This is a genomic window from Pseudomonas asiatica (assembly GCF_040214835.1).
GTDB lineage: Bacteria > Pseudomonadota > Gammaproteobacteria > Pseudomonadales > Pseudomonadaceae > Aquipseudomonas > Aquipseudomonas putida_Z.
The window spans coordinates 3,787,534-3,808,848 of record NZ_CP157874.1 but is presented as its reverse complement, the minus strand read 5'-3'; the positions used below and the strand labels follow the sequence as shown (position 1 = coordinate 3,808,848).

Here is a 21,315-nt window from a genome sequence, read left to right as displayed (position 1 = left end):
AAGCCGCTCCCACAGGGACCGCACGGATTCAGCCGTTGCGGTGATCCTGTGGGAGCGGGTTTACCCGCGAAGAGGCCAGTACAGGCGACACAAGAAGGACAGACATGAACGCGATCGTATCCATACCAAACACAGTGCCCAGTAGCTGGAAGGTTCGCCCTAGCCTCCCACAGGGACCGCACGGATTCAGCTTTTTCGGTGGTCCTGTGGGAGCGGGTTTACCCGCGAAGAGGCCAGTACAGGCGACACAAGAAGGACAGACATGAACGCGATCGTATCCATACCAAACACAGTGACCAGCAGCTGGCAGGTTCGCCCTGGCCTGGCGCTGGCCTGGATCACATTGGGCCTGATACTGCTGGCAGTAACCTTCCCCGACTGGCTCTCGCCAACCGACCCGTTGGCCGCCGACGCCCGCCTGGCTTACCACCCGCCAAGCCCCGCCTTCTGGCTGGGGAGTGACGAGAACGGCCGTGACGTCCTCAGCCGCCTGATCCATGGCGCCCGCCCATCGCTCTTCATCGGCCTGGCCGCCACCCTGGTCGGGCTTGGCCTGGGCACGCTGCTCGGCTTGCTCGCCGGCCTGGCTCCAGCCTGGCTGGACAACCTGCTGATGCGCGCCGTCGATGTGCTGCTGGCCTTCCCGGACCTGCTACTGGCGCTGGTCATCATCACCCTGTTCGGCCAAGGCACCAGCAACCTGATCCTTGCCGTCGGCATCGCCTCAGTGCCGCGCTATGCGCGCCTGGTACGCGCCCAGACCCTGACCATCCGGCGTGCCAGCTTCGTCGAAGCAGCCGTCACGCTGGGCCGCAGGCCCTTGGCGGTGGTGTTCTGGCATGTGCTGCCCAACGCAGTCCAACCCGTGCTGATCCTGGCCTGCATCGGCCTGGGTGGCGCCATCACCGCCGCCGCTGCGCTGAGCTTCCTCGGCTTCGGCGCACCGCCGCCCGCGCCGGAGTGGGGCGCGATGATGGCAGTGGCGCGCAACTTCATGGCCAACGCGCCCTGGCTGATGGCCTGGCCTGCGCTGGCGATCACCCTGACCGTCATTTCCATCACCGTCATCGGCCGAGACTGGCTGCGCCGTAGCGAGGGCAGACGCGCATGAACATCTTCGAGAAGAACCAGGCACCGCTGGTGGACATCTGCGGCCTGCACGTGAGCTTCAATGGTGTGCCAGTGGTGCACGGCGTCGACCTGCAGTTGCGCGCAGGGCAGTGCCTGGCACTGGTGGGCGAATCGGGCTCGGGCAAGAGCGTCACGGCGCGTACCCTGGTCGGCCTGACCGGGGCCGGTGCCCATGTGCAGGCGCAGCGCCTGGCCTTTGCCGGGCAGGACCTGCGCCAGTTCGATGAGCGCGCGTGGCAGCGCTTGCGTGGCGAGCACATCGGCTTTGTCATGCAGGATGCGCTGGGTTCGCTCGACCCACTGCGACGCGTGGGTGCAGAGATCGAAGAGCCATTGCTGTTGCACACCGACCTGGCCGCGGAGCAGCGCCGTCTGCGGGTACTTGAGCTGTTGCGCCAGGTCGGGGTGCCTGAACCCGAAGTCCGTGCCCGGCAATACCCGTGGCAGCTTTCCGGAGGCCTCAGGCAGCGCGCCCTGATCGCCTCGGCCATCGCCTGTCAGCCACGCCTGTTGATCGCTGACGAGCCCACCACCGCGCTGGACGCGACCGTGCAGGCACAGATTCTCGACCTGCTGGAGCACCTGCGCGAGCGCGACAACAGCCTGTTGATGGTCAGCCATGACCTGGCCGTGGTCGCGCGCCTGGCCGACTGGGTGGCGGTGATGCGCCATGGGGTGGTAGTGGAGCAGGGCAGTGTCGAACAGATCCTGCAGGACCCGCAGGACCCCTACACCCAGCGCCTGCTGAGCGCGGCTCGGGCGGTACATTTCAAACGTCCGGCGGCGCCGGCCCTGGCGCTGGTGGAGGATGGCGTGGACGAACAACCCGTGGTGCTGGAGGCGCGCGGCCTGAGCAAGGCCTTTGTCGGGCCGGACGGCCGGCTGCGTCAGGTGCTGGACGATGTGTCGCTGCAGTTGCGCGCCGGGCAAACCCTTGGCGTGGTGGGCGAGTCCGGTTCCGGCAAGAGCACGCTGGGGCGCATCCTGCTGGGGCTGGAGCGGCCGGAGCAAGGCAGCCTGCAACTGGCCGGGCAGGATTGGCTTGCGTTGTCTGCCGCGCAGCAGCGCCAGGCACGGCAGGGGATCCAGGTGGTGTTCCAGGACCCGCAGGCCTCGTTCGACCCACGCTACACCGTGCTGCGGGTATTGGCCGAGGCGCTGGCGCATGCGGGTGTACCGCGTGCGTTGCAGCGCACCGAGGCGGCGGCGTTGCTGGAGCGGGTGCAGTTGCCGGTGGGGTTGCTCGACCGCCGCCCGCTGGAGTTGTCGGGCGGGCAGCGGCAGCGCATCGCGATTGCCCGGGCGCTGGCCATGAAGCCAAGGGTGCTGGTGCTGGACGAACCGGTCTCGGCGCTGGATGTGTCGGTGCAGGCGCGAATCCTGGCATTGCTGGCCGAACTCAAGGCGGAGCTGAACCTGGCTTGCCTGTTCATCTCCCACGACCTTGGGGTGGTGGAGCAGGTCAGTGACCACGTGTTGGTGATGCAAGGGGGAAGGGTGGTGGAGCAAGGGGCGGCAGCCCAGGTGCTCGGCCAGCCGCGTCAGGCCTATACCCGCGCCTTGCTCGACGCCGTGCCTCATCTTCCGGCGGCGCGGCCAAGCTGGTTCAGTCGCATCGCCGTGTAGGCAAGACACAAGGAGAACACTGTGACATCTACCCGCCGCCTGCCCGATGGTTGGGACATCCGTCACCTGCCAGACACCCCGCAGGCCTTCCTTCGCGCATTCATCCTGCGCCACCCGGTGGCCTACTCCGGCATGCTCGCCTTGCAGACCTTCGCCATGGTCTGCGCCGTGCTGGTCCCTTGGCAACTTGGCCAGATCACCCGTCTGGTCAGCCAGGGCCTGGACGCGAGCCAGGTCGTCACGGCATTGCGCTGGCCGCTGGCGGGTTTTGCCTTGATGCTGGTGCTCGAGATGGTCAGCACGCGTGCCGCCAGTGGCTTGCATATCTACACCGTGCCCCGTCAGCGGCGCGCGGTGACCCAGGCCTTGTTCGCCTACCTGCAACGCCATTCGCATCGCTACATCACCAGCGAGTTCGCCGGGGCATTGGCGCACCGTATCAGCGAGGTCTCGATCGGCACTACGCAGACCCTGGCGATCCTGATCTTCGATCTCATCCCGCTGCTTGTGACCCTGGCCCTGGCAGTCATCCTGCTGGCCACCGCAAACGCTTGGCTGGCGGCATTCATGGGCCTGTGGGCGGTCGGTTTTCTCATCCTGTGCTGGTTCCTGGCCAGGCGCAGCCACCCGCTGGCCCGCGACTTTGCCGCAGCGCGCAGCGTCAGCACCGGCAAGGTGGTGGACGCGGTGACCAACCTCACCAATATCCGGCTGTTCGCCCGCCACCCCTACGAGCATGGCTACCTGGGCAAGTTCCTCGACCACGAGGTGGTAGCGGCAGACCGATCGCTCGGTTACATGGAGAAGATTCGCTGGTTGCAGAACAGCTGCGGGGTGCTGCTCAAGCTTGGCATCCTGCTGCTGGCGCTGTGGTTGTGGCAGCGCGGCAGCATCGACATCGCCACCTTCGTTACCGCTACCAGCCTGTCGCTGATGATCATCACGGATGTGGCCGGGCTGTCGCGGCGCTTGCTGGAGTTCTTCGAGGCCATGGGCAATATCGCCAATGGCGTGCGCACCCTGGTGCGGCCACACGAGGTACGCGACACGGCCGGCGCAACGTCGTTGAAAGTGGAGCGGGGCGAGGTGCATTTTGCCGACGTGACCTTTGGCTATCACCCCGGGCGGCCGATCTTTCAGCACCTGAACCTGCATATTCCGGCGGGCCAACGGGTCGGCCTGGTGGGGGCGTCCGGCTCGGGCAAATCGACCTTGCTCGGGTTGTTGCTACGGTTGTACGACGTGGATGAGGGCCAGGTGCTGATCGACGGGCAGGACGTGCGCACGGTGACCCAGCATTCGCTGCACCAGCAGGTCGGGCTGATTCCGCAGGAGCCGGGGCTGTTCCACCGCAGCATTCGCGAGAACATCCACTATGGCTGCCTGGAAGCTGGCGACGATGCGTTGGCCGCTGCCATCGACCGGGCCGGTGCCCGGGATTTCATCGAAGCCATGGAGCAGGGCTTCGAATCGCTGGTGGGCGAGCGTGGTGTGAAGCTGTCCGGCGGGCAGCGTCAGCGTATCGCCATCGCCCGGGTGCTGTTGAAGAACGCGCCGATCCTGGTGATGGACGAAGCCACGTCAAGCCTCGACTCGATCACCGAGCGCTATATCCAGGACAAGCTCGACGAGATCATGGACGACAAGACGGTGATCGTGGTGGCACACCGGCTGTCGACCGTGGCGCACCTTGACCGGATCGTGGTGTTCGAGGACGGGCGCATTGTCGAGGATGGCAGCCATGCGCAGCTGCTGGCGCGGCGGGGGTATTACCATCGGCTGTGGAGCCGGCAAGGGGAGGCGGCCTGAGCCCCGCAACGGGCCCCCGAGCGCGGCCTGTCGCCAGCTGGCTGGCGACAGGCCGGAACAGCACTGTTGCCATTCGAACAGCCCTCACACACTTTGCCCCCGCAACAGCACCTCACCCTCGGCAAACCCCAACAAAATCAACCTCTTGAACCCGGCACAACTCCTGCAACAGGCCTATCGAAGCCCAGTCACCGCAGGAGCGCCCTTGAACACACCCATCCTCCCCCTGATCCCGCTCTGCACCGTACTGGCCTTGCTCGGCTGCAAGCCGAACGAGCAGCACACGGCGCAAAGTACCCAGCCGCAGCAGGGCGGCACTTTGGTCTATGCCACCGACCGCGAGCCCACCTGCCTGGACCCGCATGTGGCCGGCGACATGCCGCAGGTTTTCATTGCCCAGCAGTACCTCGATTCGCTGGTGTCGATGGACAGCAACGGCCAGATCGGCCCCTGGCTGGCGACAAGCTGGGAGGTTTCGCCAGATGGCCTGCGCTACACCTTCCACCTGCGCCGCGACGTGCAATTTACCGACGGCACACCGTTCAATGCCGAAGCGGTCAAGGCCAACCTCGACCATATGGCCAACCCCAAGACCCAATCCAGTACCGCCGGTGGCTACATCCGCCAGTACCGCGGCACCAAGGTGCTCGACACCTACACGGCCGAAGTCACTCTGGCGACGCCCTATGCGGCTTTCCTCGAAGTGTTGGCCCAGGGCTTTCTCGGCATCCAGTCGCCCACCGCATTGCAACGCAGCCGTGACCAGAACTGCGAAAGCCCGGTTGGCAGCGGGCCGTTCAAGGTGGTGCGCTGGGACCGGCAGAATCAGGTGGAGCTGGTGCGCAACCCGGCCTACAACTGGGCGCCACCTACCGCACGCCACCAAGGCCCGGCGTACCTGGAACGCATCGTCTGGAAGTTCATCCAGGAACCGTCGGTGCGCTTCGCCTCGCTGCAGGCCGGTGAGGTCGATGTGATCGAAGCATTGCCACCAGAGTCGCACGAAGCAGCACGGCGCAACCCGGACGTGGAACTGATCATCGCCCAGCGCCCGGGCAACCCCACCAATGGCACCTTCAACCTGCGCCGCGCACCGTTCGACGACATCCGTGTACGCGAGGCCTTCGTTCGCAGCGCCGATGTCGAGGGTGCACTGAAAAGTGTGTACTTCGGCGAGTTCCCCCGCGCCGGTGGGCCGCTGAGCTTGGCCACGCCGTTCTACAGCGGTGACTTCGAGCGCAGCCAGGACTATGACCCTGCCCGCGCCGCCAGGCTGCTCGACGAGGCTGGCTGGACCGGCCGCGACAGCGAAGGCTACCGCACCAGGAACGGCCAGCGGCTGCGCGCCGTCGTGCTGATCGGCGCGCGCACGCCGCCGTCGGAACTGACCCTGTGGGAGCAGGTACAGGCCACTACCCGGCAGGCCGGCCTGGAACTGGTGCTGGACCAGATGAGCGATGCCCAGGTCACCGCCCGCCAGGCCGCCTGGGACTATGACATCCGCACCGGCTACTGGAACACCAACACCCCTGACGTGCTGCGCATCATCTTCACCACCGCGTTCGTGCAGCCAGCCGGGGTTGGCGGCTATCACCAGAACTCCTCCGGCTACGCCGACCCGGGCTACGACGCACTGCTCGACAGTGCCCTGGCCACCCAGGACGCGGACCTGCGCCGCCAGCGCTACTTCCAGGCACAGCAACAGGCCGCCGCGCAGTACCTGCAACTCACCACGTACCCACAAAGCACGCGCCTGGGTATCTACAAGAGCGCCCATGGCGTGCGACTGGAACCTTCGCTGGCGGTGACCTACCTCTACGACGCATGGGTGAACAAATGACTACGACGACACTCGCAGTGACCGACCCGCGTCGCGAACGCCTTGCCGCCCTGGGCCGGCGCGCTGCCATCCGCCTGGCCGGTGGCGTGCTGGTGCTGTGGGCGGTGGCGACCCTGACCTTCTTCGCACTGCGGCTGATGCCGGGTGACCCGGTGCTGGCGATTCTCGGTGGCCCCAGTGGCAACCCGACGCCGGAAGCGATTGAAGCTGCGCGCGTGGAGTACGGCCTCGACAAGCCGTTGGCCGTGCAGTACGTGTTCTACCTCGGGCGCCTGCTGCAAGGTGACTTGGGGGTGTCCTACTCGCAGCACCTGCCGGTCACCCGTGTGCTGGCCGAGCAGGGCGGGGCGACCTTGGAACTGACCATCGCCGCCCTGCTGCTGGCCTGGTTGCTGGTGCTGCTGCTGACAGTGGTCACTGCCGGGCGCGGCAGGCTGGTCGGCGGTATCGCCTCGCTGGCGGAAACCCTCAGCGCGGCGCTGCCGCACTTCTGGCTCGGCGTGGTGCTGCTGGCGGTATTCGCCTTCGGCCTGCGCTGGTTCCCGCCGGCCGGTAGCGACAGCTTTGCCAGCCTGATACTTCCGGCGTTTTCCCTGGCGATTCCGTTGGCCGGTTTCATTGCCCAGGTCACCCGGGAGTCGCTGGAACTGACCCTCGATCAACCCTTCGTGCTCACCGCCCGCACACGTGGCCTCAGTGACCTGGCCGTGCGCTTTCGGCACGCCTTGCGCCATGCCTTGCTGCCAGGTGTGTCGCTGTCGGGCTGGGCCATCGGCGCGCTGATCAGTGGTGCGGTGGTGTGCGAGGTGATCTTTTCCCGCAAGGGGGTGGGCCGCCAGCTGTACCAGGCGGTGCAGGCCCAGGACCTGCCGCTGGTGATCGGCATCAGCCTGGTAGTGGCGGCTGGCTATGTGCTGGCCAACATTCTGGTCGACCTGCTGTACCAGTGGATCGACCCTCGGCAGCAGGAGGCTGCAGCATGACAGACCTGACCCATGGCCAAGTGCTCGCGCCATTGCGCCGGCAGCGCCAAGTGAAACTGCCGCCGCTGGGCGCAAGCCTGGCGATCCTGTTCCTGTTCGCATTGCTTCTGGCCGCGTTGGCGCCGGGGCTGTTCACCCGCATTGATCCACTGGCCATCGTGCCGCGAGAGGCTTTCCAGCCACCCAGCTGGGCGCACTGGCTGGGCACCGACCAGTCGGGCCGCGACATCTTCGCGCGGATCATCCACGGCGCCCGCCAGAGCCTGCTGATCGGCCTTGCGGCTACGGCCATTTCCATGGTCATCGCCATCGCCCTCGGCCTGCTCGGTGGCCTTGGCGGCGCACGCGTGGACCGTGCGGTGGGCTGGTTGCTGGAAGTGCTGTTCGCCTTCCCCAGCCTGGTGCTGGCGCTGCTGTTCGTGGCGGTGTTCGGCAGCGGTGTCGGCCCGTTGATCGTCGCCACCGGGCTGGGCGGTGCGCCGGGGTACGCGCGCATGGTCCGTGGCCAGGTGCTGGCGGTACGCAACGCCGGCTACATCGAAGCGGCGCGGGCGTTGGGGCACCCGACTTCGCGCATCGTGCTGCGCCAATTGCTGCCCAACGCCATGCGCCCATTGGTGGTGACGCTGACCATGGGCGTTGGCCAGGCCATCGTCTGGGCCTCGGCGCTGAGCTTCCTCGGCCTGGGCGCGCGGCCGCCGGCGCCGGAGTGGGGGACCATGTTGTCCATGGGGCGTGACTTCATCGCCAATGCCTGGTGGCTCACCTTCTTCCCTGGCCTGTTCATCGTCCTCACCACCCTGGCGACCACCGTGACTGGCCGCTACATCCAACAACGTCTGGAGGGGCGCCTGCCATGAGCGACAAGACCTTGATCGTCGAAGGGCTGAACGTGGCCTTTGATGGCGCCAGCGTGGTCCGTGATCTGTCCTTCACCTTGCCGCCTGGCCGTTGCCTGGCCTTGGTCGGTGAGTCTGGCTCGGGCAAGAGCGTCAGTGCCCGCTGCCTGGTCGGGCTGGCCGGAGGGCGAGCGCAGGTGAGTGCCCGTCGCTTGAGTTTCGGCGGCCACGACCTGCTCGACCTCAGCGAGCGCCAGTGGCGCGCCGTGCGTGGCAAGGATATCGGCTTCGTGCTGCAGGATGCGCTGGTGTCGCTGGACCCACTGCGGCCGGTGGGCAAGGAAATTCTCGAAGTGCTGCAGACCCACGGATACGGTGACCGCCATACCCGTACTGCGCGCGTGCATGAGTTGCTCGAACGGGTAGGCGTGCCGGATGTCGAACTGCGTGCTCGCCAGCGGCCCGGGCAGTTGTCCGGTGGCCTGCGCCAGCGTGCACTGATTGCCAGTGCCCTGGCCATGGACCCCGCGCTGGTCATCGCCGACGAGCCGACCACCGCGCTGGACGCCACCGTGCAGGCGCAGATTCTTGAAGTGTTCCAGCAGATCAAGGCCCGTGGCGCCTCGCTGCTGATCATCAGCCACGACCTGGCAGTGGTCGCCCAACTGGCCGATGAGGTGGTGGTGCTGCGCCATGGCGAGGTGGTGGAGCAGGGGCCGATGCAGCAGGTGCTGCGCCAGCCGCGTCACGCCTACACCCAGGCCTTGCTGGCGGCAGTACCCGCCGAGCACCCGCGCGGCAGCCGGCTGTCACCCGAGCGGGTTGGCGTGCGCAGTGAGCCGCGGGCACGCTCGCACAGCGACGTTTTGCTCGAAGGCCGTGGCCTGGGCAAGCGCTACCTCGGCCCGGACGGGCTGGTGCGGCAGGTGGTGCAGGGCGTCGACTTCACCCTGCGTGCCGGGCGTACCCTGGGCATTGTCGGCGAGTCCGGCTCGGGCAAGACCACCGTGGCACGCATCGCCCTCGGCCTGCTGCAGCCCGATGAGGGCGAAGTGCTTTATCGCGGGCAACCCTGGAACCGCCCGGCCAACGCCGTGAGCGAGGCAGTGCGCAGGCCGTTGCGGCGCGACATCAGCGTGATCTACCAGGACCCGCTGGGCTCGTTCGACCCGCGCTGGAGCGTGGCGCAGATTCTTGATGACGCCTTGCAGGTAGCCGGTATCGAGGCACCAGCCAGGCCCGCACGTATCGCTGTGCTGCTCAACCAGGTGCGTTTGCCGGCAGATCTCGGCCAGCGCAGGCCGTTGCAACTGTCGGGCGGCCAGCGCCAGCGGGTGGCAATCGCCCGGGCGATCGCCAGCGAACCCAAGGTGATCATCTGCGACGAGCCGGTGTCCGCCCTGGACGTGTCGGTGCAGGCCCAGGTGCTCGACCTGCTGGCCGACCTGCAGGACGAACTGGGCCTGGCCTACCTGTTCATCTCCCACGACCTGGGGGTGATCCGCCATGTCAGCGACGACGTGCTGGTGATGCGCCACGGTCAGGTGGTGGAGCAGGCACCGGTCGAGCAGTTGTTCGATAACCCGGCCCACGAATACACCCAGCGCTTGCTCGGCGCGGTGCCGCGCCTGCCCGGCAGCGGCGCCGAACTGGTGGTGCCGCCGCTGGACCTGGAACACGAAGCCTTCGACCTGTTCGACGAAACCCGCCTGTGGAAGATCGCCATTTGAACTGAGACGCCAAGCCCTGCACCGAACTTGTGGGAGCGGGCGTGTCGAGGCGTCGAACCGCCGCGAACACCGGCGGAGCCGGTGCCAGGCACCGTGTTGGATTCTTCGCGGGCACGCCCGCTCCCACACGCGGATCGCTTGCGCACTGAGTTCTCTGCGCGACAGCGCAGCCCAAAGGGCTGGGTAATCTCCCACAGGGATAGCGCCAGCTTCAGGAAATTGGCAAGAGCGCTGCTCCCACAGGGCTCGGGTCGCCTAAACGAAAGATGTACTTAAAGGACTGAACCATGACTACATTTCAACGTTTCCCAACCCAGGCTCCGGCCACCAGCGTCGCGGAGCTGAAAGCCCGCATCGCAGCCCTGCTGCCCGCCATCGGCGCAGGCGCCGCGCAGCGCGAACGCGAACGCCTGTTGCCCCATGAGGCCATCGCCCAGCTTGCGGCAGCCGGGCTCTACACCGTGCGTATCCCAGGCCAGTACGGCGGCCCCGGCGGCAGTGTCAGCGATGTGATCGAACTGCTGCTGCAAATCGCCTCGGTCGACTCCAACGTGGCCCAGGCCCTGCGCCCGGGTTTTGCATTTGTCGAAGGCCTGCTGGCTTCACAGGCCGAAGGCGCCGAGCAGGAGCGCGAGCGTTGGTTCGCGCGCTATCTGCAGGGTGCGGTAATCGGCAATGCCGGCTGGGAACTGGGCGGTGCCAACGGCGCCATCGCCGCGCGCCTGGTGCGCGAGGGCGAGCATTTTCGCGCCAATGGCAGCAAGTTCTACAGCACGGGTGCGCTGTTCGCCGATTACGTCAGCGCCGTTGCCCTGGACGAGGACGAGCAGCCGGTTTCGTTCATCCTGCCGCGCGACCGCGAGGGCCTGGAGCTGGTCGATGACTTTGACGCCATGGGCCAGCGCCTGACCGCCAGCGGCACCACTCACTTGCGCAATGTGCGCGTCGAGGCCAGCGATATCCGCACGCGTACCGTGGAGGAAGGCAAGCGCACCATCGTCACGCCGTTCCTGCAGCTGTTCCTTGCCACCGTGCTGGCCGGTATCGCCCGCAATGCGCTGGACGACGCCACCCGCTTCGCCCGCGAGCATGCCCGCCCGATCAAGCACAGCACGGCCAGCCGCTCGGTGGACGACCCCTACGTAGAGCTGTCGGTAGGTGATATCGCCGCCCGTGCCTATGGCGCTGAGGCCATGGTCCTCAAGGCCGCTGCAACCATCGACAAGGCCTGGGCCACGCAACTGGATGAAGCCGCCGTGGAGCAGGCTGCGATCGAGGTGGCGCAGACCCAGTACCTGGTCGCCGAGCTGGCACTCAAGGCTGCGCAAACGCTGTTCGACGTTGGCGGTGCCTCCACCACCGGCCGCCAGCACAACCTCGACCGCCACTGGCGCAACGCTCGCACCGTGGCCAATCATAACCCGCGCCAATGGAAGGCGGCGGTGGTCGGTGCCTGGCAGCTCAAGGGCACTCGCCCACCTGTCTCGGGGCTGTTTTGACTGCCCAGCCGGCCTTGCTGGCCGGCCATGTGCAAAGCCCCAAGGTCCCGGTGATCATCGGTGCCGCCTTGTTCATGGAGCTGCTCGACAGCACAGCGGTGATGACCGCCTTGCTGCAGATGGCCGCCGATTTCGGCGAGCCGGGGCTGCGCATGAATCTGGTGGTGTCGCTGTACATGCTTGCCCTGGCCCTGTGCGTGCCGGTCAGCGGTTGGGCTGCCGAGCGCTTTCGCCCGCGCCAGGTCATGTTGTCGGCGATGGGCTTGTTCACCTGCGCGTCGCTGGCCTGCGCCCTGGCCGATACGCTCTGGCAACTGTGCCTGGGGCGCATGCTGCAGGGGGCGGCCGGGGCATTGATGACACCGGTGGGGCAGGTGATCATCCTGCGTTGGTCGAGCCGCGAGCAGCTGCTGCAGGCCATGTCGTGGCTGGCCCTGCCGGCGCTGGTGGGGCCGCTGGTGGGGCCGTTGCTCGGCGGTTTGCTGGTGACGGTGCTGTCGTGGCACTGGATCTTCCTGATCAACCTGCCAATCTGCCTGCTCGGTTGCTGGTTGATCCTGCGCCATGTGCCGGATTATCCGGCACGACCGGTGCCACCGTTGGACGTGCGTGGCTTGCTGCTCAGCGGCGGGGCCCTGGCCATGCTGGTGTTCGGCCTGGAAGCACTGGGGCTGGGGCAGTTGCCCCAGGCCTGGGCCATGGTGCTGGTGGCCGGTGGAGCAGCCTGTGCGTTGGGGTATCTGCTGCACGCGCGGCGACACCCCAGTCCGTTGGTGGACCTGTCGCTGCTGCGCCTGCGCAGCTTTGGCGTGGCCCAGGCGGGTGGCGGGCTGTTCCGCCTGGGTTCGGCAGCCCAGCCGTTCCTGATCGTGCTGCTGCTGCAGAACTGCCTGGGCTTGAGCCCGTTGGCGGCGGGGGGGCTGGTGGTCAGTGGTGGCGCTGGCGCGCTGCTGATGAAGCTGCTGGCAGTGCCATTGGTACGGCGCTACGGCTATCGACGGGTGCTCAGTTGCAATGCCGTGCTCAGTGGGGTGGGGATTGCCCTGTGCGCCAGTTTTGATCGTGATACCGCTGTGTGGCTGATGGCTGCGGTGCTGTTCGCCGCAGGCCTGGTGCGTTCACTGCAGTTCTCGACGTTGGGGGCTGCCAGTTATCAGGACGTGCCCGGTGAGCGTTCGGCGGCGGCCAGTTCGTTGTCGGCGATGTCCGTGCAGTTGACCATGGCCATGTCGGTGAGCCTGGCAGGGGGGCTGTTGGGGATGCTGGCCGGGATGGATGGGCGTAGCGAAACCTCGGTGGCAGATATCGCCACGGTGATGTTGCTGTGCGCTGTCATGTGTGGAATTTCCGGTTTGGTGTTCCGGCGTTTGGCGGACTAGTCATTGGGCGGGGCATGCATCAGTCCATTCCGGAGGTTGTTGGGTGTTGCATAAAAGGTCTCAAGTCGTTCGAAATATGACTTGGACGGTCTTGGTGGGTGGGGCATAGGATTGCAGCCACTGGAGTTCACAACCAACTCCCCCATCAGGAAAACGCACATGAACCTCAAATCCCTTATCGCCAATCCACTGGGCCACGGTGCCGCACCGCTGGGCAACATGTTCCGCAATGTTCCCGAGGCTGAAGTCCAGGCCACCATCGACGCCGCCTGGGCCAACGGTGTGCGCTACTACGATACCGCCCCGTTCTACGGCGCCGGCCTGTCCGAAACTCGCCTGGGCAATGCCCTGGTCGGCCGCCCACGTGACGAGTACGTGCTCAGCACCAAGGTTGGCCGCATCATCCTCGACGAACTGGAAGACCCGGCAGCCCGTGAACTGGGCGAAAAAAGCGGCCTGTTCGAGCACGGCAACCGCAACCGCATCGTCAACGACTACAGCGCCGACGCCACCCTGCGCTCCATCGAGGATAGCCTGCGCCGCCTGAAGACCGACCGCCTGGACATCGTCTGGATTCACGACATCGCCCAGGACTTCTACGGTGACGAATGGCTGAGCCAGTTCGAAACCGCCCGTACCGGTGCCTTCCGCGTACTGACCCGTCTGCGTGAAGAGGGTGTGATCAAGGCCTGGGGCCTGGGTGTGAACCGCGTCGAGCCGATCGAGCTGACCCTCGACCTCGAAGAAGCCCGTCCGGATGGCTTCCTGCTCGCCGGCCGCTACTCGCTGCTGGACCATGACCGCGCACTGCAACGCGTCATGCCGCAAGCGGTGGAGCAGGGTGTAGGCATCGTCGTGGGCGGCCCGTACAGCTCGGGTGTCACCGCCGGTGGCGAGCACTTCGAATACCAGAAGGCCAACGCGACCGTGCTGGCCAAGCTGGAGCGCATCCGCGCCGTGGCCCGTGCTCATGGTGTGGATGTGAAGGCGGCCGCCCTGCAGTTCGCCCTGGCCCACCCGGCCGTGGTCTCGGTGATCCCGGGCTCCACCCGTCCGGCACACGCCAACGAAGACCTCGCCGCCCTGAGCAAGGTGATCCCGATGGCCTTCTGGAATGACCTGCGCCAGCAAGGGCTGATCAACGCCCAGGCCCCGGTACCTGCTATTTAAACCGATCTTGAAGGGCCGCTGCGCGGCCCTGCCTACCCGAATCAATGGGGCCGCGCCCCAGGAGAATCATCATGGCAACTGCACAAGCTTCCATCACCCTGGCAACCGATGCCAACCGCGTTTGGCAACTGATTGGCGGTTTCGACGCGCTGCCCGACTGGCTGCCGTTCATTCCCGAAAGCGCCCTGAGCGAAGGCGGCCGCGTCCGCACCCTGAAGAGCGTGGCTGGCGACACCATCATCGAGCGCCTGCTGGACTTCAACGAAGCCGGCCGCAGCTACAGCTACACCATCCTCACGGGCCCGGCGCCGGTGCGTGACTACCAGTCGACCCTGCGCGTGGTGGCTGAAGGTAGCGGCTCTCGTGTGGAATGGTCCGGTTCGTTCGTGCCGGTGGGTGTCAGCGATGCTGAGGCAACTGCGTTGTTCGCTGGCATCTATGAAGATGGCCTGGCGGCGCTGAAGAAAGGGCTGGAAGGCTAATACCTGTCAGCTAAGTAATTGGGGGCCGCTTTGCGGCCCATCGCCGGCAAGCCAGCTCCCACAGGTACTGCGCAGAACTCAGGAGTAGAGCGATCTCTGTGGGAGCTGGCTTGCCGGCGATGGGCTGCGTAGCAGCCCCGTTAACGCTATCTTCGTTGCTTCAGAAAATGCTACCCATAACTGCGGTTAAAGCCACGCCTTGATTTGCCTGGACACAGCGTCAGTGGAGATCCCGTAACGGTCATGCAAGGTCGGAAGTGCACCCGCATCGAGAAATGCATCCGGTAGCGCGATCTGGCGGAAGGTTGGAGTGACCCCATTGCGCAACAGCACGCCCGCCACGGCCTCTCCCAGGCCGCCTATGATCGAGTGGTTTTCCGCAGTGACCACCAGGCGACCAGGCTTGCGTGCCTCGGCGAGGATGGTCTGCTCATCGAGCGGTTTGATGGTGGGTACATGCAGCACCGATACATCCACACCGTCCTTTTGCAGCTGCTCGGCAGCCTCCAGCGCACGCATGGTCATGAGGCCGCTGGCAATCAACAGCACATCCCGACCACCGCGCAGCACCTGTGCCTTGCCCAGCTGGAACTGGTAATCGTAGCGATCGAGCACCAAGGGTACGTTGCCGCGCAGCAGCCTCATGTAGACCGGCCCTTGATGGGCAGCGATCGCTGGCACAGCCTGTTCGATCTCAAGCGCATCGCAGGGGTCGACGATCATCAGGTTGGGCATCGCCCGGAAGATGGCCAGGTCATCCGTGGCCTGGTGGCTAGGACCATAACCGGTGGTCAGGCCGGGCAGCCCGCAGACGATCTTGACGTTGAGGTTCTCTTCTGCGATTGCCATGCAGATGAAGTCATAGGCCCGACGGGAAGCGAATACCGCATAGGTGGTGGCAAAGGGGGTCATGCCTTCCCGTGCCATGCCAGCAGCGGCGCTCATCAGCAATTGTTCGGCCATGCCCATTTGATAGAAGCGCTCGGGGTGGGCTTTGGCGAAGATGTGCAGGTCGGTGTACTTGGACAGGTCGGCACTTAGCCCAACTATATCCTGACGTTGCTCGGCAAGGCTTGCCAGGGCATGGCCAAACGGGGCAGGGCGGGTCGGCTGGCCGTCGGCGGCAATCGAAGCGATCATGGCCGATGTGGTCAGGCGTTTCTTGGGTGAGTTCACAGTGCTCATGCTTGGCTCCCGGCGTCCAGCGCCTTGAGGGCGAGGTCCCATTCGTTTTCATCGACGCGAATGAAGTGCGTCTTGTCGCGGTTTTCGAGGAAAGGCACGCCTTTGCCCATGCGGGTATCGCATATGATCACGCGCGGTTGCGCCCCGGTGTGGGCGCGGGCCTGGTCGAAGGCGCCGACCAGCGCATCCAGGTCATTGCCGTCCACGCGTTGAACGAACCAGCCAAAGGCTTGCCAACGGTCGACGATTGGCTCGAAGGCCAGTACCTCGCTGGAATGGCCATCTGCCTGCTGGTTATTCACATCGATGATGGCGATCAGGTTGTCCAGGCGCCAATGGCTGGCCGACATGGCGGCCTCCCAGGTCGAGCCCTCGTTGAGCTCGCCATCGGACAGCAGGTTGTAGACCCAGCTGTCCGAACCCTTGCGTTTGAGCCCGAGGCAAGCGCCGACGGCGATGCCCAAGCCGTGGCCGAGCGAGCCACCGGTGATCTCCATGCCTGGGGTATAGGCAGCCATACCAGACATGGGCAAGCGGCTGTCGTCGCTACCGTAGGTTTCAAGCTCCTCCTCGGGGATTACGCCGGCCTCGATCAGTGCGGCATAGAGGGCGATCGCGTAGTGCCCGATGGACAGATAGAAGCGGTCGCGCTGCTCCCATTCGGGGTTGCCGGGGTCGAGGCGCAGCGCATGGAAATACGCGACCGCCAGCAGGTCGGCGGCGCCCAGCGCCTGGCCGACATAGCCCTGGCCCTGGACTTGCCCCATGCGCAATGCGTGGCGGCGAATATTGCGAGCGCGCACAGCCAGCGGCAGCGCCTCGGTGTAGGTAGGCACAGCAGTCATTGAAGTGACTCCTTTATCGAATCAACGATTGACCAGATGAGCCGGTACTCGCGACACCAGGAAGGCGCCAAACATGAGTACGGCCGTGATGAGATACATGCCGATGGCATTGCTGCCCAAGGTGGTAGTGACCCAGCCGATCAGGTACGGCGAGCAGAAGCCGGCAAGGTTGGCGAAACTGTTCACCGCCGCGATGCCTGCCGCCGCCGATACACCTCCCAGCAGCGTGGTGGGCAGCATCCAGAACAGTGAAGAGGCGGATAGCACTCCAGCTGCTGCGAGGCACAGGCTGAGGATCGACAGCGTCAGGCTGCTGCCCAGTGCTGCGGCGAGGCTCAGGCCCAGTGCGCCGATCAGCATGGGGATCGCCAGATGCCAGCGGCGTTCACGGTGACGGTCGCCGCTGCGCCCGGCCCACAGCATCGCGACGATGGCACACAGGTACGGCAGGCTGGTCAGCAGGCCGATGTGCAAAGGTTCGCTGACGCCGGCATTACGTACCAGTGTGGGTAGCCAGAACGTGATTGCGTACTGGCCCATCACTACGCAGAAGTAGATGCCCGCCAGCAACCAGAGCCGACGGTCGCGGATGAAGTCGGCCACCGAGCCGTGGTTTACCTTGTGTTGCTCGTCTTCAGCCAGTTCCTTGCGCACCAGGCCTTTTTCTTCGTCGCTCAACCAGTGAGCCTGATCGACGCCATCCTTCAGGTAGCTCAGCACCAGAACGCCCACCAGTACCGTTGGGATGGCTTCGAGCAGGAACATCCACTGCCAGCCCGCCCAGCCGTGAACGCCGGCAAAGCGCTCCATGATCCAACCCGACAACGGGCCACCGACCATGCCCGAGAGCGGAATCGCGATGAACCACAGCGCGGTCATCTTCGCCCGGCGGTAAGACGGGAACCAATAGGTCAGGTACAGCAGAAGCCCTGGTGCCAGGCCTGCTTCGGCGATCCCCAGCAAAAACCGCAGGGTATAGAATTGCCAGGCTGTCTCCACCAGGGCGAACATCGCCGAGATGATGCCCCAGGTGATCATGATGCGAGCGATCCAGCGTCGAGCGCCCACTTTGTGCAGAATGATGTTGCTGGGCACCTCGCAGAGAAAATAGCCAATGAAGAACATGCCGGCGCCCAGTCCGTAGACCGCTTCGGAAAGGGCCAGGTCGTCCATCATCTGCAGCTTCGCAAAGCCGACATTGACCCTGTCCAGATAGGCGCACAGGTAGCAGAGCATGAGAAAAGGCATCAGTCGCCAGGCCGTTTTACGGTAGGCACTGCTGCGCGCGGCGGATACCGCATCGAGCGCTAATGTGGTCATTCGTTCTGATCTCTTGTTGTTATCGAACGCGTGGCCTGCGCCGGGCTCGGGTGCAGGTCACGATGCACCGGGTGCTCAGTGGATCAGCATCCCGCCGTTGACATCCAGGGTAATGCCCGTCATGTAGCTGGACAGGTCACTGGCCAGGAACAAAGCTGCATTGGCGACATCGCGCGCCTCACCCAGGCGGCCCAGCGGGATGCCTTCGATGATGGCGTGACGGCGCTCATCCTGCATGAGGCCACCGGTGATGTCAGTGTGAATCAGGCCTGGTGTGATCGAGTTGACGCGAATATTGTCCGGTCCCAGTTCACGGGCCATCGCCTTGCCCAATCCAAGCACGCCAGCCTTCGCCGCGCTGTAGTGAGGGCCACCGAAGATGCCGCCACCACGCTGGGCAGACACAGAAGACATGCAGATGATGCTGCCAGCGCGTTGCGCCCGCATGGTTGGGATCACCGCCTGGGACATCAGCAAGGTGCCACGAAGGTTCACGTTGAGAATCCGGTCATAGTCAGCCCCTGTGATTTCCAGGGTTTTCACCGGTTGAGTGATGCCGGCGTTGTTTACCAGCACGTCGATCCGGCCGAATTGCGCGAGCACTTGAGCGATGGCATCACGCACTTGTGCTTCATCGGCAACGTTGGCAGCCACGCCGAGGTGGCCTTCGCCCAGTGAAGCGGCAGCCTCGGTTGCGGCAGAGGCGTCCAGGTCCAGGATCGCGACTTTGGCGCCCTGAGCGGCAAACGCCTGGGCTGTTGCGCGGCCGATGCCGCGGGCAGAGGCCGCGCCAGTGATCACGGCAAATTTTCCTGTTAACAGCATCGAAGGTGCTCCAGATGGTTGTTGTTGTGAGCGGCGGTTCCGGCAGAACCGATAGGCACAGCTTCGTTCGGGACAGGACCCCGAGCAACGCTGCCTCCTTCACCCGGTGCTGAAAAAAATTCAGCCCTCGACTTGTGCCCTGGGCTTACAGGAAGGTAAAAGCCTTGGTATCGCTTCGAATCTTTCAGGAAATGGTCATGAGCCTGGACATCCTCAGAAAATCGCCTCAGATCCCTTCCCTGAAAGCAATTCAGGCCTTCGAGCAAGTCGCTCGCTTCGGCAACGTTGCACGGGCCGCAGAGCAGTTGAACCTCACGCCCTCTGCGGTGAGCCACCAGATAGCTAATCTGGAAGCCTTGATCGGTCGTCCATTGTTCATTCGCGAGGCGCGCGGTGTTGCATTGACCCCGGCCGGAGAGCAGTACCTGCGCGAGGTGTCAGGCATATTGCAAAGCTTGGCTACGGCCACCGAGCGCGCCGGCAACTCGGTGGGCTTCGATTGCTTGCGGCTTCATTCCGCGCCTAGCTTTGGCCTGCTCTGGTTGCTGCCGCGCCTGGACCATTTTCGGAACAGTCATCCGCAGATCCAGATCAACCTGTCGTGCTCCTACGAGTCGCTGCACTTCGGCCGCCATCAGATCGATCTGGATATCCGCCATGGCTACCCCAACTGGCCCAGCCTGGAAGTGCGCACCATCCGGCATGAGCGTGCAACTGTGCTGGCCTCGCCACAGCTTCTCGAGCGTACGCCTATCAAGCAGCCGGGCGATCTGCTGGGGCAGAACCTGATCCTGTCGGAAGCCGCATTGGTGCAATGGCCCCAATGGTTCGCCCAGCAAGGCGTGGCGTTGCCACAAACCCCCTACGCCCTGAGCTTCGATCGCTCCTACATGAGCCTGGAGGCCGCCAGCCATGGGTATGGGTTGGCCTTGGAGAGTTCCCTGCTGGCGCAGGACTATATCGCCCGGGGCGAGTTGGTACCGGTATTTGCGGAAGACTTGGCGACGCCCGTCAGTGCCCACCACCTGGTATTTCCGCGAGGCCATGCTGAAACCCCCAGGGTTCGACAATTCCTTGAATGGGTGCAGGGCCAGCTCGGTCATGATTTCAACTACTGAGAGCAGTTTGCACAACAGATGAACTGCGGTAGGGGCCGGCTATCAAGTCAGCAGAAGGCTGGATAGCACCAGAACTCAACGGTAATAAGTGACAAGGGAAAAGCCCTACAACTCTATCGGAAGTAACAAACGAGCCATCCGCGGTGAAAACGATAACGGTGTAGCGCAGGTGTTGATCAGGCCCAGAAACCAAACAGCACCAACGCCGCCACGCCAAGCCCGACCGCAACCGAACAGCCGCCCAACGACAGTGCCGCCCGACCTTGCCGGTACCAACCATCCTGGCCCAGCTGCCGTGCCGGTGCCAACAGGCTGCGCCAGTGCAGTTCCGTGTCATGAAACGCCTGCAAGTTCGCCATGTCCGCATCCAGCCAACGGCGAAAATCGATCCGCTCGCACGCCGTCACCTGTGGGCTCTGCAAGCGCACATACCATTGCCCGGCAACACTCGCCAGCACATCCCGGCGCGAGCGACCGGCCTGCAGTGCCTTGTCCATGTGCCGCTCGATGCTCGCCAATGGCAGGTCGAGGCGGGCGGCGATGCTGGCGAAGTCCAGTTGGTCGAGGCGGTTGAGCAGGAATACTTGTTGCACACGCCGTGGCAGGCGTTTCAGGGCGTGCAGCAAGGCGTCGTCGGCATGATGTTCGGCAGCAGGGGTTGGGTGCTCAAGGGGCAGCAGCAGACGGGTCATGGACAGCTCCTTGCTCTATGGAGGGGGAGGGATGGGGGCATCTTCCGTGATGCGTGATCAGCGTAGGTGAAACGAGATTGATTCTCAAGTGCTGATTCCGCAAAGTTTTGTAATGAGCGTTCACGCCCTGAAACACCTTTGCTATCATGCGCGCCATCACGATCTTCATTAGCCTGAAGAGCCAAAAAAAAGACCCAGCAAAAAGCTGGGTCAAAAACCGTGATTAGCCTGATGAGGAGATAATCTGAGAGCGACCTAAGCTCCAGGTTATCCAGCAGATCTCGCGATCAGCTGAGTGCAATAATAATCGTTATCATTTGCCGGTCAAATGAATTTTCGCTAATCCGGTAAAAAAGTTTACCGGTGCGCTTCCTTGTCCCGGCAATCGGGGCCTTCGCCGTTACCCGGCCATCACGTTCTCTCCCTTCTTTCCTGCTTACAAACCCGACTCCACGGTGCGTTTGTGCTCGAGCAGTGCGCGCGCCATGTCCATCATGTGCATCAGGGCAAAGGTCAGTTCGCGCTGGCTGCCGTGCTGGTGGGTGGCGGTTTCCTGCGCGGTGGCGGCGGCGCAGCGCAGCAGGGCGATGGCGTGTTCATGGGCCTGGTCGCCGGTTACACCCTCGTGCAGGGTCCAGATCCTGTTGTCCAGGGTGGGGCGCGGCGGGTTGGGGTTGAGGTAGTAGTCGAGGGCGCGGCGGGCGGCTTCGCTGTCGAGATCTGTTTCGTCGTTTTTCGGTGGTTTCATCCTGATACCTGCTAACACCAGTAGGGAAAGGGTTCAGGTCGATACTAATACCTAAAGTATTTTTGTGCTTTCCGATAAATAATACTGAATGTTT

Annotated in this window: 18 protein-coding genes; 12 read left to right on the top strand and 6 right to left on the bottom strand. The window is 64.5% G+C overall.

Going from position 1 to position 21,315, the window contains the following annotated elements:
• The first annotated feature begins 262 nt into the window (after window positions 1–262).
• The 11 genes from ABNP31_RS17075 to ABNP31_RS17025 all read left to right on the top strand — a co-directional run bounded on the left by ABNP31_RS17075 (window position 263) and on the right by ABNP31_RS17025 (window position 14,488).
• Entirely contained in the window at window positions 263–1,111 is an 849-nt protein-coding gene (locus ABNP31_RS17075; protein ID WP_085664634.1) for an ABC transporter permease, read from the top strand.
• Window positions 1,108–2,757 (top strand): dipeptide ABC transporter ATP-binding protein, encoded by a 1,650-nt coding sequence (locus tag ABNP31_RS17070; protein WP_085664635.1) that lies wholly within the window; start codon window positions 1,108–1,110, stop codon window positions 2,755–2,757. Before ABNP31_RS17075 ends, ABNP31_RS17070 begins: the two co-directional genes overlap by 4 nt.
• Before the next feature lie 21 nt (window positions 2,758–2,778).
• Window positions 2,779–4,566, top strand: coding sequence for an ABC transporter ATP-binding protein (locus ABNP31_RS17065; RefSeq protein ID WP_085664636.1), 1,788 nt, complete (start codon window positions 2,779–2,781; stop codon window positions 4,564–4,566).
• A 205-nt stretch (window positions 4,567–4,771) separates the two neighbouring features.
• Window positions 4,772–6,406 (top strand): ABC transporter substrate-binding protein, encoded by a 1,635-nt coding sequence (locus tag ABNP31_RS17060; protein ID WP_433916051.1) that lies wholly within the window; start codon window positions 4,772–4,774, stop codon window positions 6,404–6,406.
• Entirely contained in the window at window positions 6,403–7,389 is a 987-nt protein-coding gene (locus ABNP31_RS17055; RefSeq protein WP_084785341.1) for an ABC transporter permease, read from the top strand. Before ABNP31_RS17060 ends, ABNP31_RS17055 begins: the two co-directional genes overlap by 4 nt.
• The gene (locus tag ABNP31_RS17050) at window positions 7,386–8,249 is read left to right on the top strand and encodes an ABC transporter permease (protein ID WP_085614380.1); all 864 of its coding nucleotides are present in this window, start codon (window positions 7,386–7,388) and stop codon (window positions 8,247–8,249) included. Before ABNP31_RS17055 ends, ABNP31_RS17050 begins: the two co-directional genes overlap by 4 nt.
• Window positions 8,246–9,958, top strand: coding sequence for a dipeptide ABC transporter ATP-binding protein (locus tag ABNP31_RS17045; protein ID WP_238066615.1), 1,713 nt, complete (start codon window positions 8,246–8,248; stop codon window positions 9,956–9,958). Before ABNP31_RS17050 ends, ABNP31_RS17045 begins: the two co-directional genes overlap by 4 nt.
• Window positions 9,959–10,245: 287 nt before the next feature.
• The gene (locus ABNP31_RS17040) at window positions 10,246–11,457 is read left to right on the top strand and encodes an acyl-CoA dehydrogenase family protein (protein WP_350012570.1); all 1,212 of its coding nucleotides are present in this window, start codon (window positions 10,246–10,248) and stop codon (window positions 11,455–11,457) included.
• The gene (locus ABNP31_RS17035; protein WP_350012569.1) at window positions 11,454–12,836 is read left to right on the top strand and encodes an MFS transporter; all 1,383 of its coding nucleotides are present in this window, start codon (window positions 11,454–11,456) and stop codon (window positions 12,834–12,836) included. Before ABNP31_RS17040 ends, ABNP31_RS17035 begins: the two co-directional genes overlap by 4 nt.
• Window positions 12,837–12,995: 159 nt before the next feature.
• A complete protein-coding gene (locus tag ABNP31_RS17030; protein WP_085664641.1) occupies window positions 12,996–14,006 on the top strand; it encodes an aldo/keto reductase in 1,011 nt (336 codons plus the stop codon).
• A gap of 71 nt (window positions 14,007–14,077) precedes the next feature.
• Entirely contained in the window at window positions 14,078–14,488 is a 411-nt protein-coding gene (locus tag ABNP31_RS17025) for an SRPBCC family protein (RefSeq protein ID WP_075045688.1), read from the top strand.
• A 186-nt stretch (window positions 14,489–14,674) separates the two neighbouring features.
• On the opposite strand, the gene ABNP31_RS17020 is transcribed toward ABNP31_RS17025, so the two are convergent.
• The 4 genes from ABNP31_RS17020 to ABNP31_RS17005 all read right to left on the bottom strand — a co-directional run bounded on the left by ABNP31_RS17020 (window position 14,675) and on the right by ABNP31_RS17005 (window position 18,663).
• The gene (locus ABNP31_RS17020) at window positions 14,675–15,673 is read right to left on the bottom strand and encodes a transketolase family protein (protein WP_015271019.1); all 999 of its coding nucleotides are present in this window, start codon (window positions 15,671–15,673) and stop codon (window positions 14,675–14,677) included.
• Window positions 15,670–16,518 (bottom strand): transketolase, encoded by an 849-nt coding sequence (locus tag ABNP31_RS17015; protein ID WP_085664642.1) that lies wholly within the window; start codon window positions 16,516–16,518, stop codon window positions 15,670–15,672. Before ABNP31_RS17015 ends, ABNP31_RS17020 begins: the two co-directional genes overlap by 4 nt.
• A 21-nt stretch (window positions 16,519–16,539) precedes the next feature.
• Window positions 16,540–17,838, bottom strand: a complete 1,299-nt coding sequence (locus ABNP31_RS17010) for an MFS transporter (RefSeq protein ID WP_085664643.1) — start codon at window positions 17,836–17,838, stop codon at window positions 16,540–16,542.
• Window positions 17,839–17,913: 75 nt separating this feature from the next.
• Entirely contained in the window at window positions 17,914–18,663 is a 750-nt protein-coding gene (locus ABNP31_RS17005; protein WP_085664644.1) for an SDR family NAD(P)-dependent oxidoreductase, read from the bottom strand.
• Window positions 18,664–18,860: 197 nt separating this feature from the next.
• Between ABNP31_RS17005 and ABNP31_RS17000 the strand changes: the two genes are divergently transcribed.
• Window positions 18,861–19,781 carry a LysR substrate-binding domain-containing protein gene (locus ABNP31_RS17000; RefSeq protein ID WP_025339857.1) on the top strand — a complete coding sequence of 307 codons (921 nt, stop codon included), beginning with the start codon at window positions 18,861–18,863 and terminating at the stop codon, window positions 19,779–19,781.
• A gap of 176 nt (window positions 19,782–19,957) precedes the next feature.
• Here ABNP31_RS17000 and ABNP31_RS16995 read toward each other — a convergent pair whose 3' ends face one another.
• Both ABNP31_RS16995 and ABNP31_RS16990 read right to left on the bottom strand, forming a co-directional pair.
• A complete protein-coding gene (locus tag ABNP31_RS16995; protein WP_350012568.1) occupies window positions 19,958–20,473 on the bottom strand; it encodes a DUF4880 domain-containing protein in 516 nt (171 codons plus the stop codon).
• Between the two features lie 436 nt (window positions 20,474–20,909).
• Complete coding sequence (locus ABNP31_RS16990; RefSeq protein WP_350012567.1) at window positions 20,910–21,221, bottom strand: DUF6124 family protein; 312 nt, start codon at window positions 21,219–21,221, stop codon at window positions 20,910–20,912.
• Window positions 21,222–21,315 lie beyond the last annotated feature (94 nt).

What these genes read in the sequence shown, in the direction of transcription:
- ABNP31_RS17020 (WP_015271019.1), bottom strand. Translation starts at nt 15,673, where the DNA reads ATGAGCACTGTGAACTCACCCAAGAAACGCCTGACCACATCGGCCATG.
- ABNP31_RS16990 (WP_350012567.1), bottom strand. Translation starts at nt 21,221, where the DNA reads ATGAAACCACCGAAAAACGACGAAACAGATCTCGACAGCGAAGCCGCC.
- ABNP31_RS17045 (WP_238066615.1), top strand. Translation starts at nt 8,246, where the DNA reads ATGAGCGACAAGACCTTGATCGTCGAAGGGCTGAACGTGGCCTTTGAT.
- ABNP31_RS17030 (WP_085664641.1), top strand. Translation starts at nt 12,996, where the DNA reads ATGAACCTCAAATCCCTTATCGCCAATCCACTGGGCCACGGTGCCGCA.
- ABNP31_RS17025 (WP_075045688.1), top strand. Translation starts at nt 14,078, where the DNA reads ATGGCAACTGCACAAGCTTCCATCACCCTGGCAACCGATGCCAACCGC.
- ABNP31_RS17055 (WP_084785341.1), top strand. Translation starts at nt 6,403, where the DNA reads ATGACTACGACGACACTCGCAGTGACCGACCCGCGTCGCGAACGCCTT.
- ABNP31_RS17075 (WP_085664634.1), top strand. Translation starts at nt 263, where the DNA reads ATGAACGCGATCGTATCCATACCAAACACAGTGACCAGCAGCTGGCAG.
- ABNP31_RS17040 (WP_350012570.1), top strand. Translation starts at nt 10,246, where the DNA reads ATGACTACATTTCAACGTTTCCCAACCCAGGCTCCGGCCACCAGCGTC.
- ABNP31_RS17070 (WP_085664635.1), top strand. Translation starts at nt 1,108, where the DNA reads ATGAACATCTTCGAGAAGAACCAGGCACCGCTGGTGGACATCTGCGGC.
- ABNP31_RS17050 (WP_085614380.1), top strand. Translation starts at nt 7,386, where the DNA reads ATGACAGACCTGACCCATGGCCAAGTGCTCGCGCCATTGCGCCGGCAG.
- ABNP31_RS16995 (WP_350012568.1), bottom strand. Translation starts at nt 20,473, where the DNA reads ATGACCCGTCTGCTGCTGCCCCTTGAGCACCCAACCCCTGCTGCCGAA.
- ABNP31_RS17010 (WP_085664643.1), bottom strand. Translation starts at nt 17,838, where the DNA reads ATGACCACATTAGCGCTCGATGCGGTATCCGCCGCGCGCAGCAGTGCC.
- ABNP31_RS17000 (WP_025339857.1), top strand. Translation starts at nt 18,861, where the DNA reads ATGAGCCTGGACATCCTCAGAAAATCGCCTCAGATCCCTTCCCTGAAA.
- ABNP31_RS17005 (WP_085664644.1), bottom strand. Translation starts at nt 18,663, where the DNA reads ATGCTGTTAACAGGAAAATTTGCCGTGATCACTGGCGCGGCCTCTGCC.
- ABNP31_RS17015 (WP_085664642.1), bottom strand. Translation starts at nt 16,518, where the DNA reads ATGACTGCTGTGCCTACCTACACCGAGGCGCTGCCGCTGGCTGTGCGC.